The organism is Acinetobacter sp. ME22, assembly GCF_022012315.1.
Classification (GTDB): Bacteria; Pseudomonadota; Gammaproteobacteria; order Pseudomonadales; family Moraxellaceae; genus Acinetobacter; species Acinetobacter brisouii_A.
Genome location: NZ_JAKLTL010000025.1, coordinates 1 through 17,227, shown reverse-complemented (window position 1 = coordinate 17,227; position 17,227 = coordinate 1). Strand labels below are relative to the sequence as shown.

The following is a 17,227-nucleotide window of genomic DNA, read 5'->3' as shown; positions in this document are numbered from 1 at the left end:
ATAGACTTCTTTCATAAGTCCTTTTTCTTTCTCCCTATGGGAGAAAAAAAAAGAGGGTATAGGCAATTATGAAAGAAGTCTAATCTGAACCCGATTCAAATAAAAAAACCGAGGAAGAATCCTCGGTTTTTTATGTTTTCACATTCAGAATAATGTTTTAACTGGCTTGATTTAATTCACCAAAAGCAAAGTTAGACACCCACAAACCGCCAACAAAATCAGTTTCATGATAAGTTCGTATGCCCGCTTCCTGCTGTGCTGCACCAACACTCACCATCAAAGGCAGTAAGTGCTCTTCACGTGGATGAGCAATTCGAGCCGCAGGTGCTTGCGCCCATTGATTCAACAATTGATTACGTGCAGTACCTGTATGCTCAACTACCGTTGAATACAACCACTCATCAAAAGCTTGTGATGGCGCTGTGGCATAGGCATTAAACATACGTAAATTGTGATAACTTAAACCACTGCCAATAATCAGCACGTTTTCATCACGTAACGGTGCCAATGCTTGCCCCATCTGAATATGAGTTGCAGGATCTAAACCCTTTTTCAAGGACAATTGCACTACAGGAATATCTGCGGCAGGATTGACAACCTGCATCGGTGAAAACATGCCATGATCATAACCACGACTTGTAGTTTGCTGCACTGGAATATCTGCCTGAGTCAACAATTCACTGACGCGTTGAGCAAGTGCTGGACAGCCCGCAGAACGGTAATGAATATGATAAGTATGTTCAGGAAAACCACCATAGTCATAAATCATGTCTGGTTCAGGCGTTGCCTGTACGGTAAAATCACGCTCTTCCCAGTGTGCTGAAACCATTAAAATCGCTTTTGGCTTTTGCGGTAAACTTGCAATCAGTTGACTTAAAGACTGGGCAAGCTTGGCATAAATACTATTGAGATGATCTGGCATCCACGGCCAAGGGCCACCACCATGTGAAATAAAAAACACAGGCTGTCGCTTTGGAGTTGTTGTAGACATGCTCATTACCTAAATTTTTAAAGACTCTCGATCTATGGTACTTTAGGTGTTCATCCCATCGATAACAATTAGAAAAATAGGACACTCAATAGAACTCATGCAACGATGCTTCATCGATGATTTTATTATTGTAAAGTTTGGGTAGATGAAGAAAATATGACAAGCTTTCTTAAAATAAGCTTTAATTATAAAATAATTAACCATTTCTATATCATTTGCAGTGTTTCCCTATACATAAGAGCAACTTAGCTCCATATAATTTCCATAAATCTAAAGCATAATGTCAATGTGAAATCCACCACCGAATGAAAACACAAGGTTGATCCTGAAATGAAAAAACTTACTGCTGCTTTAATCTTTGGTTTTGCTGCTACTGCATTTACAGGTACTGCAATGGCTGCTCCAACACAACAGCAACCAGAAAAGCATGAATCAACAACTCACAAAGTTGTCGAAAAAACTGAACACGCAGCACACACTGTTGGCCATGACACTAAAAAAGTAGCGCATAAAGTGGGTCAAGATACCAAAAAAGTTGCCCACAAAGTTGCACATGGTACAAAACACGTTGTACATAAAGTTGAACACGGCACAAAACATGTCGTACACAAAGTCACTCATCATGACAGCAAAAAACCTGCGCCAAAACACGCATAATTTTGCCGTAGTCAGCAAAAACCACATCGCTTGATGTGGTTTTTTTATGTTTAATCAATCCAAAATCCCGACCAAAATACTAGGTTGAGTGCAGCACAGAGAATCACTAAAATATTCCCCTATTTTTTCTAAGCCTATATTGTGGTTATCATGAAAACTGAGCTTCTCTCACCTGCTGGTTCACTCAAAAATATGCGTTTTGCATTTGCCTATGGTGCAGATGCGGTTTATGCAGGACAACCACGTTATAGCTTACGTGTGCGTAACAATGCCTTTGATCATGACAACTTACAAATTGGCATTAATGAAGCCCATGCGCTTGGCAAAAAATTCTATGTGGTGGTGAACATTCAACCCCACAACAGTAAACTGAAAAATTTTATCCGTGACCTTGAACCTGTGGTTGCCATGCAACCTGATGCACTGATCATGTCTGATCCTGGTTTGATCATGATGGTTCGTGAACATTTTCCAGACATGCCGATTCATTTATCGGTTCAAGCCAATGCGATTAACTGGGCAACCGTTAAATTCTGGAAAGACTACGGTTTAACCCGCGTGATTTTATCTCGTGAGCTTTCAATTGATGAAATTGAAGAAATTCAAAAACATGTTCCAGAAATTGAGCTTGAAGTGTTTGTACACGGTGCATTGTGCATGGCGTACTCAGGGCGTTGTTTGCTATCTGGTTATATGAATAAACGAGATGCCAACCAAGGTGCATGCACCAATGCTTGTCGTTGGGAATATAAAATCCATGAAACACAAGAAGATGCGACAGGCGATGTGATTCCTGTCACTCAAGTTGAAGAGAAAAAAGCCTGCTGTTCAAGCGAAAATGATCAGCATCAATTTGCTGAGCCTGTACTGATTCAACGCAATGATGAAGATATGTTTGCGGCTGAAGAAGATGAACATGGCACATACTTCATGAACTCAAAAGATTTACGTGCAGTTCAACATGTGGATCGTTTAACCCACATGGGCATTGCTTCATTGAAAATTGAAGGTCGTACCAAATCTTATTTCTACTGTGCGCGTACTGCACAGATTTATCGTAAAGCCATTGATGATGCACTCGAAGGTCGTCCATTTGATCCAAGTTTAATGACACAGCTTGAAGGCTTGGCAAACCGTGGTTATACCGAAGGTTTCTTGCGTCGCCATGTGCATAGCGAATATCAAAACTATGAAGATGGTTCATCTCATTTTGACTATCAACAGTTCTGCGGTGAAGTGCTTGAGCGTAACGGTGACTATATCCGTATTGAAGTGAAAAACCGTTTCCTTGTCGGAGATTCTTTAGAGCTAATGACACCAAAAGGCAACATCACTTTTACCTTAACAGAAATGCGTGACCTGAAAGGCAATCAAATCGACAATGCTAAAGGTTCAGGTCATGTGGTGGAAATTCCTCTCGATACCAGCATTGATGTGGAATTTGCCCTGCTCGTTCGCAACTTGCCAGATGCAACAGACAATATTCAGGCTGCATCTTTAGCTTATTCAGCAGGTTAAATATGGCATTGCTCATTACCAAAGAATGTATTAACTGCGATATGTGCCTACCAGAGTGTCCGAATACTGCCATTTCTGAAGGTAAAAAGGTCTATGAAATTGACCCTGAGCGTTGTACAGAATGTGTGGGTTTCTATGACGCGCCAACTTGCATGGCAGTCTGCCCAATTAACTGTATTGAACCTGACCCTGCTCATGTAGAAGATCAGGCACAGTTAATGGACAAGTTTAAAGCACTGAATATTGTATAAAATAAAAAAGAGCGACTACTTTGAGTCGCTCTTTTTTAACTATTTAACAGACTTATAGTCCTGAACGGATAATATAGTCAAATGCTGAAAGTGATGCTTTCGCGCCTTCACCTGTGGCAATGATGATTTGTTTGTATGGCACTGTGGTACAGTCACCTGCGGCAAATACACCTTTCACATTGGTTTCATTGCGATCATTCACAATAATCTCACCACGATTTGATAACTCAACTGCGGTATCTTTTAAGAAATCGGTATTTGGTAACAAACCAATTTGTACAAAGATCCCTGCAAGTTCAACCACATGTTCCTCGCCAGTTGTACGGTCTTGGTATTTCAAGCCTGTTACTTGTGCACCATCACCCAATACTTCAGTGGTTAATGCGCTTTTAATCACAACAGTATTATTCAAGCTGTTCAATTTATCTTGAAGAACTTGGTCGGCACGTAAAGTACCACCAAATTCGATCAAGGTGACATGTTCTACAATACCTGCAAGGTCAATCGCAGCTTCAACACCTGAGTTACCACCGCCAATCACTGCAACACGTTTGCCTTTAAACAATGGGCCATCACAGTGTGGGCAGTATGCAACACCACGGGTACGGTATTCTGCTTCACCCGGTACATTCATTTCTCTCCAACGCGCACCAGTCGATAGAATCACAGTTTTCGATTCAAGTTTTGCACCATTTTCCAGTTCAACCGCAACCAAACCATTGACGGTATATTCTGCCCCTGTAATGTGTGCCACACGTTGTAAGTTCATGATGTCAACATCATACTCACGGACATGTGCTTCCATATCGGCTGCAAATTTTGGCCCTTGGGTTTTTTGCACCGAAGTAAAGTTTTCGATGTCCATGGTGTCCATCACCTGACCACCAAAACGTTCTGCGACAATCCCTGTTTTAATGCCTTTACGTGCTGCATAAATCGCAGATGTTGCCCCTGCAGGCCCACCACCAATCACTAATACATCGAAGATGCCTTTGGCATTAATCACTGCGGCATCTTTTGCTGCCGAGTTTTGATCTAACTTCGCCACCAATTCTTCAAGGGTCATACGACCTTGACCAATATGTTGTTGATCTTGGAACACCATTGGGACAGCCATGATTTTACGTTCTTCAACTTCTTCTTGGAAAAAGCCACCATCAATCATGGTTGTTGTAGTATTCGGATTATAAATCGCAATCAAATTCAAAGCTTGCACAACATCTGGACAGTTATGACAGCTGAGAGAAACAAATACATCAAAGTTTGCTTGTAAGTTTAAACCTTTAATTTGAGCCAATAATTCATCTGAAACTTTTGGTGCATAGCCTGAAACTTGCAACAAAGCCAAGATCAATGATGTAAACTCATGCCCCATTGGCAAACCTGCGAAGAATACGCGAGGTTGTTCACCTGCTTTGGCAATACCAAAACTTGGACGACGTGTATTTTCACCATCAAAACGTGCAGTCACACGGTCAGACAATTCAGCAATTTCAGTAACCAGTTCTTTTACTTTTTCAGCTTTATCTGAATCATCAAGTGCTGCAACCAATTCGATTGGGCTTTCTAAACGTTCTAAGTATGCTTTCAATTGTGCTTTAATGTTTTGATCTAACATCATATTTCTCCAAACAGAGCGAATTTCTTAACTTGGGTTTATAGTAACGCAACTGATTTGATTGTCAAAACAGTATATTTTTATCCAACCAATCGGTTTTTTAAATTAATACGTTAAAAACTTGTTTCGCATCCAATGATTCAAAGGGCTGGAATAATACCGTTCAATGAGCTTTGCCAATACACAACTTGCAAATAAATAAAGTAATAATAATGGCAGCTTGAGTATTGTTGGTGTTTCAGCAGGTAGTGACATGACTTTGATTAAACCAAGCACAATCAAATGAAACAAATATAATTCATAGCTGTGCTGTCCTAACCAAACCCAAGCCTGCGTGAGTTTATTCGGTTTTTTCAGTACACGTGGTTGATCATATACCCACAACAGAATAGCAGCCAAAATCGCAAAAACTGACATGCTCCATGTACTGACCTGCTTAATTGGCGCATATAGATAAAGCACACACATCAGTCCCATACATAGATAACCCAGCCAACGCACAGAATGTTGTGGTAACTTCACACGACTTGCCAAGAGCGCACTGAGACAACCGAATGCAATTGCATCAAAACTGGCGAAGTAATGATATAAATAGACTTCATTTTCATTCAGATAATACAATGACCTAAAATAAGGCGCATAGGCAATCACAGCCAATAACACCACAACCAACAAACTTCGTCGACGAGTTACGATACATAAAATCGGAAAGAACAGATAAAAAACCTCCTCAACCGACAAAGACCACAGCACACCGAGCGCATAGTTCACCCAGCCATATTGAATAATCAACAGATTCATGTAAAAACCCAAAGCTGCCAATATAGTAGCCTGATCACTCACTTCAATCTGCTGAGGGGCATGATTTAAAAATGGCGCCAGACCCAAACTGCCCAAACCTGTGACGATGAGCAGCAGTAACAATAAACATGGGATAATTCGCGCAATACGGCGAATGTAAAATGCCTTTACATCAAGCTGTGCCAAATTTTCCTGACGCCGTAAACTGTGCCCAGTAATCAGAAAACCTGAGATCACAAAAAAGAGTGTCACACCATAATTGCCATTTCGGGCAAGCAAGGTACTGAAACTTTCGCCAAAAATCTGAAAGCCGAGCCATGTATCCTGTAATTTATAAGGAATATTAAAATGATGCAGCAATACCAAAGCAATCGAGATGCCGCGAAGTACATCTATTCGTAAATTATACATAGTGTCTCTAGTCGGTTTTTATCGTTATGATTTTTTTAAGAATAAAAAAGCCTCCCAAATCAGGAGGCTCTTTTCAGTTATACAAAATAATTATTTTGCATACACTGGGAATTTTGCACACACTTCTGCAACTTTTTCTTTAACCGCAGCGATAACGCTTTCGTCACCTTTGCTGTCTAGAACGTCAGCGATCCAGTTTGCAAGATCACGTACTTCTGCTTCACCGAAACCACGAGTCGTTACAGCAGGTGTACCGATACGAATACCTGAAGTCACAAACGGAGAACGTGGGTCATTTGGAACAGAGTTTTTGTTCACAGTAATGTGCGCAGCACCTAACCATGCATCTGCTTCTTTACCAGTCACGTCTTGTTTGATCAATGACAACAAGAACAAATGGTTGTCGGTACCACCAGAAACGATGTCATAACCACGAGCGATTAAAACTTCAGCCATTGCTTGAGCGTTTTTAACCACTTGTTGTTGATATGCTTTGTATTCAGGTGCCATTGCTTCTTTGAAGCAGATTGCTTTTGCTGCAATCGCATGCATCAATGGGCCACCTTGGTTACCAGGGAATACAGCAGATTGAAGTTTTTTCTCGATTTCTTCATTTGCTTTCGCAAGAATCAAACCAGAACGTGGACCACGAAGTGTTTTGTGAGTCGTTGTTGTAGTGACATCTGCGATTTGTACTGGGCTTGGGTAAACACCAGCAGCAACTAGACCAGCAACGTGTGCCATGTCAACAAACAAGTAAGCGCCAACTTTGTCCGCGATATCACGGAAACGCTGCCAATCCACCACACGGCTGTATGCAGAGAAACCCGCAACGATCATACGTGGTTTGTGCTCTTCAGCTAGACGTTCAACTTCTTCATAGTCGATTTCGCCAGTTTCAGGGTTCAAACCGTATTGAACTGCATTATAAGTTTTACCAGAGAAGCTAACTTTTGCACCGTGAGTCAAGTGACCACCGTGAGCCAAGCTCATACCCAATACGGTGTCGCCTGGGTTAAGTAATGCAAGGTAAACCGCAGAGTTTGCTTGAGAACCAGCATGTGGCTGTACGTTTGCGTAGTCAGCACCAAATAATTCTTTAGCACGGTCAATCGCCATTTGTTCAATGACATCAACATATTCACAACCGCCGTAATAGCGTTTGCCTGGATAGCCTTCTGCATATTTATTGGTTAATTTACTTCCTTGAGCTTCCATAACCGCTGGAGAACAGTAGTTTTCAGAAGCAATCAACTCGATATGAGCTTCTTGACGGGCATCTTCAGAAGAAATTGCTTTTGCTAAATCTGGATCAAATTCAGAAATAGAGATGTTGGCAAACATTAGCGAGGGTCCTATGAATTAGGGCTTTTAAGCCGTGCTAAAATCGAAGCTTATTCTAGCACGAAGTTTGAAGTTTTTCGGTATGAAGTTTACTCAGCCTGCAATAAAAATTGATCAACCTCAGCCTGTATGTTTAAATCACTTGAACTTACTCGCAAAATCTTGGAACATAGCAAGCTTTAGATTTTTAAAATAATTTTAATATGTTGATTATAATTTTCTTTATTTTGGGTGTTTGCTTAGGCTATTACATTCGTGATCAGAAACAAAATACATCTTCAGAAAAAATGTTACATCGTAATACGCCCGTGTTGAGTCATTCACAACGACTTTACTCCAAGGGACAACATTCATCCGATAGTGACCGTATTCGTGACCTGAATCAGCTTTCAACCCATCAGGCTGCGTTTTTTCGTTTACTTAAACAAATCTTTTTTAACCATGAAGTTTCGATTAAAAATCAGCGTTTTTTTATTTTAGATCAGGACAATATGCCAATTGCCATTTTTGAATATCGTGACGGGACACAAAGTTTTAAAGCTGTTGACCGTGAAGATGGCATTCCTGTGCATATTTATAAGGCACTCATTTCAAGTGATGCCCTGCAACAAGATTTTGAAGCGATTTTTCAGCCTAAAAAAGTCCGCTAGTTTGTAGTTCACACGAAGCAATGTTACATTGCAAAAAAACTTGATATTTAGACGATGAAAAGCATTATTCTCGATACCGAAACCCATACCCTCAATGGCTTACCGATTGAAATCGCCTATGCGCCAATTGAAATTCAGCAAGGTAAACTCAGTCTCGATAAAACTCAGATTTTTGATCAGCTTTACTCAATTGGTGAGCCAATTTCGTATGCGTCGATGGCTGTCCATCATATTTTAGAATCTGATATTGCAGATCAACCAAGCTATACCACGTTTCAACTACCCAATGAAACAAGCTATATCATCGGGCACAATATTGATTATGACGTACAAGCAATTGCCCGTTGTGGTGTCGATGTTTCTCACTTAAAACCGATTTGTACACTGGCTCTAGCGCGCCAAGTCTGGCCAAATGCCGAGGCACATAATATTTCAGCGCTGATTTATCAGATTAGTCGCGGTAGTGAAAAAGCCCGTGAATTGCTGAAAGGTGCACACCGTGCCGATGCCGATATTATTTTAACGGCGAATATTTTGATGCATATTATTGCGCATTTAGGTGTGCAAACCGTTGAAGAACTCTATACCGCTTCTGAAGATGCACGTATTCCTAAAATGATCAACTTTGGCAAACATAAAGGGACTGCTATTCAAGATTTACCCGCGGACTATGCCAACTGGTTACTTAAACAAGATGAGCTTGATCCTTATTTGCGTACAGCGCTGGAAAATGCAGGCTTTTAATCTTGTGTTTTTCCAAATCTAAGCTTTGTAAAGAATAATAGAAAGACCTGTGAAATCTTCTGTATGCTCTGATTAAAGATCGGCAGCATACAGATGCTACAAATCAGCATACTTCCAAACACTACAATACCTAATTGAATCGCAGGACTCGCTGATAGATGCAGCATATGGCTCAATCCCAGTAAAATGAGTCCATGCCACAAATAAATCGCCAGACTGTTTTTTCCTAATTTTGCAAAAATTTGTGGTAAATGTTGAATCAAGACATAGATTGACAACAAGCAAAGTAAAGACAAAGTTAAATAACCCAATCGCTGCAACATTCCTTGTAAAGCTGCAACATGCATCTGCTGATAACTCAGGCTGCCATATAACCAGTATGATTTGAGTGGCACGTATTGAATAAAAATAAATATTGTCATCAATATTCCAAATGCCCACACACCAGCATAAGGCAATTGTTTAAGTTGCGTGAATATCCGCTGTCCATATATATGCCCCAACATAAAAAAAGGCAAAAAGTTAAAGATACGCCCAATAGACAATATATAGTTATTGATCGGCGATAACCCGATCAGTAAAGCCAGTAAAAAGCTCAAGGCAACAGGATAATGAGTGACTTTTAAACCACGCGCTAAGATTACCCAAGCCAACATCGCCCATAAATACCAAAGTAACCAGTAAGGTTGCCACAACCATTTGGAGCTCAAATGCCCAGCATAATAATAATCAAGCAATACATAGAACAACTGAAATGGAATCATTAAAGAAAGGAAGTATTGGATTTTTTTAGATATTTTATGATCTTTAAATAAATAGCCCGAAAGAAAAATAAAAGCAGGCATATGCACCAGATAAATGTATTGTAAAAACATTTTTCCAAGTTCATTTTGCCAACCTAAAAAGCGTTCTAAACAATGCCCAAAGACCACTAAAAAAATCAGTAATCCTTTATAGATATCAATATTTTGGTCTCGCATAAATGCATCATTTTTATTCATGGCTCATTAAATTACGCTATCGGATGATAAGTGTTGGACATAATTATAGAATTTTATTTTGCTAAATTTATTTTTCTTGTGCTGTAACTTGCTAAAATTTGTTAGATTAATCTTGTAATAATCGCTCATAGTTATTGATTATGTCCTATATTACCCCTGATGAAGCCACATTGAAGGCGCGTAGTCGTAAATTTGTATGGCGCATTTTTATCATGCGCCAACTTGGTACGACACTGTGTTTTTTCAGTATTGCCTCTGTCATGTGGGACATGCACTATGATTTTTTCTACTTTGCCCTATTAGCAACCAATGCCTTTGTTTGGCCCACTGTCGCTTGTTTGTTTAGCATGCAAGCACATGATCCTGTCAAAGCGGAGCATTATAGTTTAATCATTGATAGTGGTTTGGGCGGCATCTGGATTGCCATCATGGGTCTAAGCCCCATGCCCGCCTTAATTATTACTGCCGTTTTGGTTTCAGATCGTTATGCCGCAGGAGGATGGAAACTTCTACGTTTGGCGTTGTTAGCATTGTGCATAGTTTTTTGGATCACATGGAGTTTTCTAGGCTATCCACTCAATCTTACATTTAGCCACCGTACTGTATGGCTCAGTTTACCACTAGCCACCATTTATATGGTTGGACTCAGTGTTATTTCTCGGCATTTATCTGTTCGTCTCAGTAAGCGTAACCGAGAGTTTGAACGAATCGCAATGATGGATCCTCGCTTGCACATCCCCAATCGACGCTTATTTGAGCAACGCCTTGCAAGCACTTTTATTAAAACACAACGTGAACAAACTTCAGCTTATTTAATGCTGCTAGATGTGGATCACTTTAAAAAAATTAATGACAATTATGGACATGAAATTGGGGATTATATTCTTTTAGAAGTCTCAAATATTCTACGACAAACCCTAAGAACATCGGATACCCCTGCCCGCTTCGGTGGTGATGAACTCGCAGTAATTGCCATTCATTATCAAGAATATGATGTTCTACAGTTAGCTCAACGGATCTTAGAAAAAGTTCAAAACCTACGCCTCAGTAACCATGAACAATGTCGTGTTACCATTAGTATTGGTATTGCCTCGGTCAAAGATGCTTATTCATCTTCCGACTGGTTACGCAAAGCAGATCGCGCTTTATATCAAGTTAAAAATTCTGGTCGAGATAACTTCCATTTATACCGAAATGCTCAAGTCACACAATTTGTAGAAGAATAAAAAAACCCTTCATAAAGAGAAGGGCTTTTCAAACGATCTAATTAATTTATAAAACGCGAACTGCACCTTTTGCAGCACTGGTTGTGTGCTGTGCATAAACTTTCAATGCCTTAGACACTTTACGTTTACGCTCTTCTTTTGGATGCCAGCCTTTCTCTTCTTGAACAGTATGACGATGAGCAAGTGTTGCATCATCAATATCCAAATGAATGGTGCGGTTTGGAATATCAATCAGAATCGTATCGCCATCTTCAACCAAGCCAATTGCACCACCTTCAGCAGCTTCAGGTGACACATGACCAATGGATAAGCCTGAAGAACCACCAGAGAAACGACCATCAGTAATCAAAGCACAGTCTTTACCCAAACCTTTTGATTTCAGGTAGCTGGTTGGATACAACATTTCTTGCATACCCGGACCACCACGTGGACCTTCGTAGCGAATCACAACCACGTCACCCGCTTTAATACTGCCATTTAAAATCGCTTCAACTGCCGAATCTTGGCTTTCAAATACACGTGCAGTCCCTGTGAATTTCAGGATCGACTCATCGACACCTGCGGTTTTCACAATACAACCATCGAGTGCGATGTTGCCGTAAAGCACTGCCAAACCACCATCTTTAGAGAAAGCATGTTCTGCGTTACGAATCACACCCGTTTCACGGTTACCATCTAAAGTTGAATAGTAACGGTTTTGTGAGAATGCAACCTGTGTTGGTACGCCACCCGGAGATGAACGGAAAAACTCATACACTTCGGTGTTTTCAGTGCGGATGATATCCCACTTGTCCAATGCATCTTTCATGGTTGGTTCATGGACGGTACTGACTGAAGTCACCAATAAACCAGCACGATCAAGCTCACCTAAAATTGACATGATGCCGCCTGCACGGTGTACATCTTCCATGTGAACATCTTGCTTGGCTGGAGCAACTTTACAAAGTACAGGCACTTTACGTGAAAGACGATCAATATCATCCATCGTAAAGTCAACTTCTGCTTCATTTGCAGCAGCCAACAAGTGCAATACGGTATTGGTTGAACCACCCATTGCAATATCTAACGTCATGGCATTTTCAAATGCTGACTTGGTTGCAATTGAGCGTGGCAAAATGCTGTAGTCATCTTGTTCATAGTGGCGTTTTGCCAATTCAACAATTAACTGCCCTGCACGTTCAAATAATTTTTTACGGTTAGCATGCGTTGCAACAATTGAACCATTGCCTGGTAAAGATAAGCCTAATGCTTCTGTTAAGCAGTTCATTGAGTTTGCAGTGAACATTCCTGAACATGAACCACAAGTTGGACATGCAGAACGTTCAAATGCCTGAACTTCTTCATCCGTATAGCTATCATCTGCTGCAACGATCATGGCATCGACAAGGTCAATGGCTTTTTCATTGCCACGAAATTTAACCTTGCCCGCTTCCATTGGGCCACCAGACACAAACACCACAGGAATGTTCAAGCGCATAGAAGCCATGAGCATTCCCGGTGTGATTTTGTCACAGTTGGAAATACACACCATTGCATCTGCACAGTGTGCATTGACCATATATTCAACTGAGTCAGCAATCAAATCACGTGATGGAAGAGAATACAGCATGCCATCATGCCCCATTGCAATCCCATCATCGACTGCAATCGTATTGAATTCTTTCGCAACACCACCTGATGCCTGAATTTGTTCAGCAACCAGTTGCCCCAAATCTTTTAGATGCACATGACCTGGTACAAATTGGGTGAATGAGTTGACCACCGCAATAATTGGTTTTCCAAAATCTTCATCTTTCATTCCTGTTGCACGCCATAAACCGCGTGCGCCAGCCATATTTCTTCCATGTGTCGATGTTTTTGAACGATAGTCAGGCATGTTTGTTTCCAATGAGGTTGTGCTTGAAATGAATTTCAGGATTCACTCTGGCGAAAGAATACTCATCTATAGAGTACTTGATCAGTAAAACAACTGATACATCATACTATAGAGTTCGCCACTTACAGGCAATTTTGATGATGCTGTTATTTATACACTGAATTGAGCAAAAAATTTTATCGAAATTAACTGAAATATCGTAAATTTTATGAAAATAAAATCAAAAATTTGAATGATTTCTGAAAAATAAAAGCAAAACTTCTATGAATTGAGAAAATTATCAGCAAGAAAGCTCAGATAAATGATTTTTCTAAGCACGAGCACTCAAGTCTGAATAGAGTGCATATCAAGACTCAAGTCCATCTTGAATTTAATAAAGAACAATTCATTAAAAGATAAATTATAATTTGCAACTTTAAATGATGTAACTCACTATAGAATGTTGTATATAAGATGAATCCCAACTAAACGCGTTTTATTTTATGTGGTCTGATCGAAAGAAAGTAATAAACCACCATACGTATGAAAATAATGCTCAAACTTCTAAAAATCTTGAGCTGATGACCATAATAATTAAGCTTTAAATATTCAATAAATATATAATGTTAATATCAGCAAGAACATCTTAGTAGTCTAAAAATTCAAACCATTAAACTGCGATACGATTTCGACCTTGATTTTTTGCGATGTATAAACATTTATCAGCACGTTTGAATAACGTCTCTAAGCTATCCCCATCTTTCAGCATTGAAACCCCAAAGCTTGCTGTAATTGAAATCGTTGTTCCATCATGAATCAGTGGAGTTTTTTCAATAATTTTTCTTAAATGTTCTGAAACAACTAAAGCCTGATCGATATTTGTTTTTGGTAATAATATAGCAATCTCTTCACCTCCCCATCGCGCAAGAATATCGCTTTCTCGAATATTATTTTTTAATAGCTTCGCTATATGAGAAAGTGCAAGATCACCAGTATAATGCCCATAAGTATCGTTAATCATTTTAAAATGATCAATATCTATCATCATTAGGCAAACAGGTGCTGTACCATGATTCGCTTTCTGTATTAAAGGGTTTCCAAATTCTAAAAATGAACGCCGATTAAATAAATTCGTTAAAGGATCATATGAAGAAAGATATTGGGTTTTAATACGTATTGCTTCAACTGCTTTTAAGCGAATGGTCACAATAATAGCAAGGATAATTGCTTCTGAAACCACACCAAATACAGCACCATTATAAGTGTAATAATTATATGGAATTACTCCCCAAACAGATAATGTTGTTGCTAACAAACCAAGCATACTACTTAAAACGGCAATCAAAAAATAACGTGCATCTTCTACTTTATGAAAGCTAATAATACCGCTAAAAATCATCAATAATGTAGCAAAGAATATAAAACTAAATGCCAGATGTGTCGCAAGCATATGATTATTAAAAATAACCAAAGCAATCATTCCAACAAGACCACTTATACAAAAGACTACCATTACATAATAAAAATTTGGAGAGTATTTTTTTGCGGAAAGAAAATTTGAAACAAAAATAAGGCCCGTAATGCCATGTAAAACCATAAAAATTAATGTATTATAAGTTTCAATAAATACAGAATCAGGATAAACCCAAGCAAAGCCAAAACCATTGTATGACATATTTACAATAATAAAGCAGCTAATATAAAGGCAATAATAGAGTGCATATTGTTTTTTTAGCGTAAGATAAAGAACGAGGTTAAATCCAATTAAAGCCAAAAGAATCCCACAAATTAATCCAGATGCAAAATGCAACTGTGCATTATACGAATGCTCTTGAGGAACAGTAAATAATTCTAAAGGTAAAGTCATCGGATCTAAAGATTGTGCTTTAATATAAATTGTACTGTTTCCTGATGGAATATCGAGAGTAAATATATATCCAACCCCTGGAATAAGATAATCATCAGCAATATTTGAATCACCTGAATGCCAGTGCTTTATATCGTGGTTTTTACCTTCAAAGTAGATATCCAATTGATCAACCCATGTCTTCCCTGCGATTAAACGATGAATGATAGGTTTTTTTGTTGGATTAGTGATAGATAAGCGTACCCATGAAATCTTATTACTAATACCTAGAGATAATTGCTGATGATTAGTCTGGATTGCCTTTCCCTGCCGAAAATAACTTTTGACCTGATCTAGGGATAAGGATTCATTTTCAGGTATTTGAAAATATTGAATATCTGATATGAATGCAGCATTTAGATTATGATGAGAATTAGGTGCTGCAATTAGTCGATGACTCGTAAAAAGCATGACTATAAACAGAACAATATAACGAAATACTACAAGTTTAGATCCTTGCACATTCTCACCACTTTCGAGTTAATGCAATTAAATATCAACTGCATCTATAGATATTATTTAATAAAACTAACTCGTTATATATTGAATCATTCAATTTTGTTGGTCAAATATTAACTACTATAAATTGTGAATAGCCACCAAAATTCTAGACACACATAACCATCTTTTGATGGGCCTTTTCATAATCTAATGGAGAACGCTGGCCATTGGAACCATGTCTGCGTTTTGAATTGTAGAACATCTCAATATATTCAAAGATATCTGACCTTGCTTCAGTTCTTGATGCATATATTTTCTTCCTGATCCTCTCTCGCTTTAACAGCTGAAAAAAGCTCTCAGCAACAGCATTATCATGGCATGAGCAGTATACTGCGCAAGACGTCTGCTCATACTGCTTTCAAGATTATGATGTTTGAGAAATGCCTGCCATTCATGACTGGTGTATTGGCTGCCTTGGTCAGAATGGATGAGGACTTTGTTCTTTGGGTTTCTTCGCCATAAAGCCATCAATAATGCATCTAAAACCAGGTCTGTCGTGATTCTGGATTTCATCGACCAGCCAACAACAAGACGTGAAAACAAGTCAATCACAACTGCAAGATACAACCATCCTTCATGAGTACGGATATAGGTGATGTCAGTCACCCACAGCTGATTAGGATGAGTTGGGTTAAACTGTCGGTCTAACGTGTTTGCGGCAATGACAGCTGGAGTACCAGCGTAAGCTCTAGGTTTACGATAGCCACGCTGTGATTTGAGACCATTCGCCTTCATGAGCCGATGTACCCGATTGATCCCGCAACTTTCTCCAACATCTTTCAAATCACAGTGAATCTTGCGATAGCCGTAGACTCCGCCAGATTCTAGCCAGAACTGCTTAATTAGTCCCGAAAGCTGTTGCCGTTTCCTCGCAGTTTTACTGGTGGGTTGCTTTAACCATGCGTAATAACCACTGTGATGAATATCCAGAGCTGAACATAAACGACGGACAGGCCATATGTGCTGATTGTCCTGAATAAAGGCGTACCTCATTTGGACTGGCTTGCGAAGTACACCGCGGCCTTTTTTAGAATATCCCTTTCTTCGGTAACTCGTTGCAGTTCTTTTTTTAGCTTTGCTAATTCTGCACTTGGATCATTAGATTCTGTGATCTTGGACTGCCGTGGATCATAACGTTTAATCCAGGCATACAGACTATGGGTGGTGGTTCCTAAACGTGCAGCAACTTCAGCCACACTACGGCCTTTCTCAGTAATTTGCTTTACTGCTTCAATTTTGAATTCTTCAGGGTATCGTTTACTGCTCATAAGCACCTCGTTAATTAGCCATTTTATCTAACTAAAAGGTGTCTACAAAATCGGTGGCTATTCAGTGAATATATTGATCCTTATAAATCATGGAAAGATGTACCCATTTCTTATTTAAAAAAGTATTCTTATGGAATTAATTACTTAAAACCTGAATCTTACAAATTTTATATACAATCCTTGATGTGGAATTATGTAAAAAACAGAAATATTTTTATAAAAGAAATTAAATTTTTAGAGACATGGCTTTATTCATTATTTCCATTAAATGAAGACTATAGTGTAGATGATATAAAATTTAATAAACTCATTAGTATAAACTTAACTGAAGGTAAATTAATATCATATTTTTTATTTTGTATATATCATGATTCATTGATTCCTGAAGATATAAAGTCTCTAGCTAAAGATATGAATGACTTCTTTTGGATATCTTGGAAATATCTATTACCTCAGGTAAATTGAAAAGTAAAAATTTAAATAGC

The 17,227-nt window shown here is 39.0% G+C and carries 14 protein-coding genes and 1 pseudogene; 7 read left to right on the top strand and 8 right to left on the bottom strand.

The annotated features are described in order from the left end of the window. Positions 1-157: 157 nt before the first annotated feature. Complete coding sequence (locus LVY74_RS17205) at positions 158-991, bottom strand: DODA-type extradiol aromatic ring-opening family dioxygenase (RefSeq protein WP_237816081.1); 834 nt, start codon at positions 989-991, stop codon at positions 158-160. A gap of 330 nt (positions 992-1,321) precedes the next feature. Between LVY74_RS17205 and LVY74_RS17200 the strand changes: the two genes are divergently transcribed. The 3 genes from LVY74_RS17200 (at position 1,322) to LVY74_RS17190 (ending at position 3,417) form a co-directional block, all read left to right on the top strand. Beyond that, a complete protein-coding gene (locus tag LVY74_RS17200; RefSeq protein ID WP_237816080.1) occupies positions 1,322-1,648 on the top strand; it encodes a hypothetical protein in 327 nt (108 codons plus the stop codon). Positions 1,649-1,798: 150 nt separating this feature from the next. Then, a complete protein-coding gene (gene trhP, locus LVY74_RS17195; RefSeq protein ID WP_237816079.1) occupies positions 1,799-3,166 on the top strand; it encodes a prephenate-dependent tRNA uridine(34) hydroxylase TrhP in 1,368 nt (455 codons plus the stop codon). A gap of 2 nt (positions 3,167-3,168) precedes the next feature. Next, positions 3,169-3,417, top strand: a complete 249-nt coding sequence (locus tag LVY74_RS17190) for a YfhL family 4Fe-4S dicluster ferredoxin (protein WP_237816078.1) — start codon at positions 3,169-3,171, stop codon at positions 3,415-3,417. Between the two features lie 52 nt (positions 3,418-3,469). On the opposite strand, the gene ahpF is transcribed toward LVY74_RS17190, so the two are convergent. The 3 genes from ahpF to glyA all read right to left on the bottom strand — a co-directional run bounded on the left by ahpF (position 3,470) and on the right by glyA (position 7,591). After that, positions 3,470-5,035, bottom strand: a complete 1,566-nt coding sequence (ahpF, locus tag LVY74_RS17185; protein WP_237816082.1) for an alkyl hydroperoxide reductase subunit F — start codon at positions 5,033-5,035, stop codon at positions 3,470-3,472. A gap of 105 nt (positions 5,036-5,140) precedes the next feature. Then, positions 5,141-6,247 (bottom strand): acyltransferase family protein, encoded by a 1,107-nt coding sequence (locus LVY74_RS17180; RefSeq protein WP_237816077.1) that lies wholly within the window; start codon positions 6,245-6,247, stop codon positions 5,141-5,143. A 90-nt stretch (positions 6,248-6,337) separates the two neighbouring features. Then, entirely contained in the window at positions 6,338-7,591 is a 1,254-nt protein-coding gene (gene glyA, locus LVY74_RS17175) for a serine hydroxymethyltransferase (protein ID WP_151778204.1), read from the bottom strand. Positions 7,592-7,794: 203 nt separating this feature from the next. On the opposite strand from glyA, the gene LVY74_RS17170 reads away from it, so the two are divergent. Together LVY74_RS17170 and LVY74_RS17165 are read left to right on the top strand one after the other, a co-directional pair. After that, complete coding sequence (locus LVY74_RS17170; RefSeq protein ID WP_237816076.1) at positions 7,795-8,241, top strand: hypothetical protein; 447 nt, start codon at positions 7,795-7,797, stop codon at positions 8,239-8,241. 54 nt (positions 8,242-8,295) lie between these two features. Continuing rightward, positions 8,296-8,985: a 3'-5' exonuclease gene (locus tag LVY74_RS17165; RefSeq protein ID WP_237816075.1), complete on the top strand. Its 690-nt coding sequence runs from the start codon at positions 8,296-8,298 to the stop codon at positions 8,983-8,985. Here LVY74_RS17165 and LVY74_RS17160 read toward each other — a convergent pair. Then, positions 8,982-9,965 (bottom strand): acyltransferase family protein, encoded by a 984-nt coding sequence (locus LVY74_RS17160; protein WP_237816074.1) that lies wholly within the window; start codon positions 9,963-9,965, stop codon positions 8,982-8,984. The genes LVY74_RS17165 and LVY74_RS17160 overlap by 4 nt on opposite strands. 161 nt (positions 9,966-10,126) lie before the next feature. Here LVY74_RS17160 and LVY74_RS17155 point away from each other — a divergent pair, with 161 nt between their 5' ends. Next, positions 10,127-11,212, top strand: coding sequence for a diguanylate cyclase (locus tag LVY74_RS17155; protein WP_237816073.1), 1,086 nt, complete (start codon positions 10,127-10,129; stop codon positions 11,210-11,212). Between the two features lie 46 nt (positions 11,213-11,258). On the opposite strand, the gene ilvD is transcribed toward LVY74_RS17155, so the two are convergent. The 3 genes and pseudogenes from ilvD to LVY74_RS17140 form a co-directional block, all read right to left on the bottom strand. After that, complete coding sequence (gene ilvD, locus LVY74_RS17150) at positions 11,259-13,088, bottom strand: dihydroxy-acid dehydratase (RefSeq protein ID WP_237816072.1); 1,830 nt, start codon at positions 13,086-13,088, stop codon at positions 11,259-11,261. A 649-nt stretch (positions 13,089-13,737) separates the two neighbouring features. Further along, the gene (locus LVY74_RS17145; protein WP_237816071.1) at positions 13,738-15,435 is read right to left on the bottom strand and encodes a sensor domain-containing diguanylate cyclase; all 1,698 of its coding nucleotides are present in this window, start codon (positions 15,433-15,435) and stop codon (positions 13,738-13,740) included. Between the two features lie 145 nt (positions 15,436-15,580). Then, a pseudogene (locus tag LVY74_RS17140) lies at positions 15,581-16,742 on the bottom strand (IS3 family transposase). Between the two features lie 72 nt (positions 16,743-16,814). Between LVY74_RS17140 and LVY74_RS17865 the strand changes: the two are divergent. Continuing rightward, positions 16,815-17,207, top strand: a complete 393-nt coding sequence (locus tag LVY74_RS17865; RefSeq protein ID WP_442862813.1) for a DUF6714 family protein — start codon at positions 16,815-16,817, stop codon at positions 17,205-17,207. Positions 17,208-17,227: the final 20 nt, after the last annotated feature.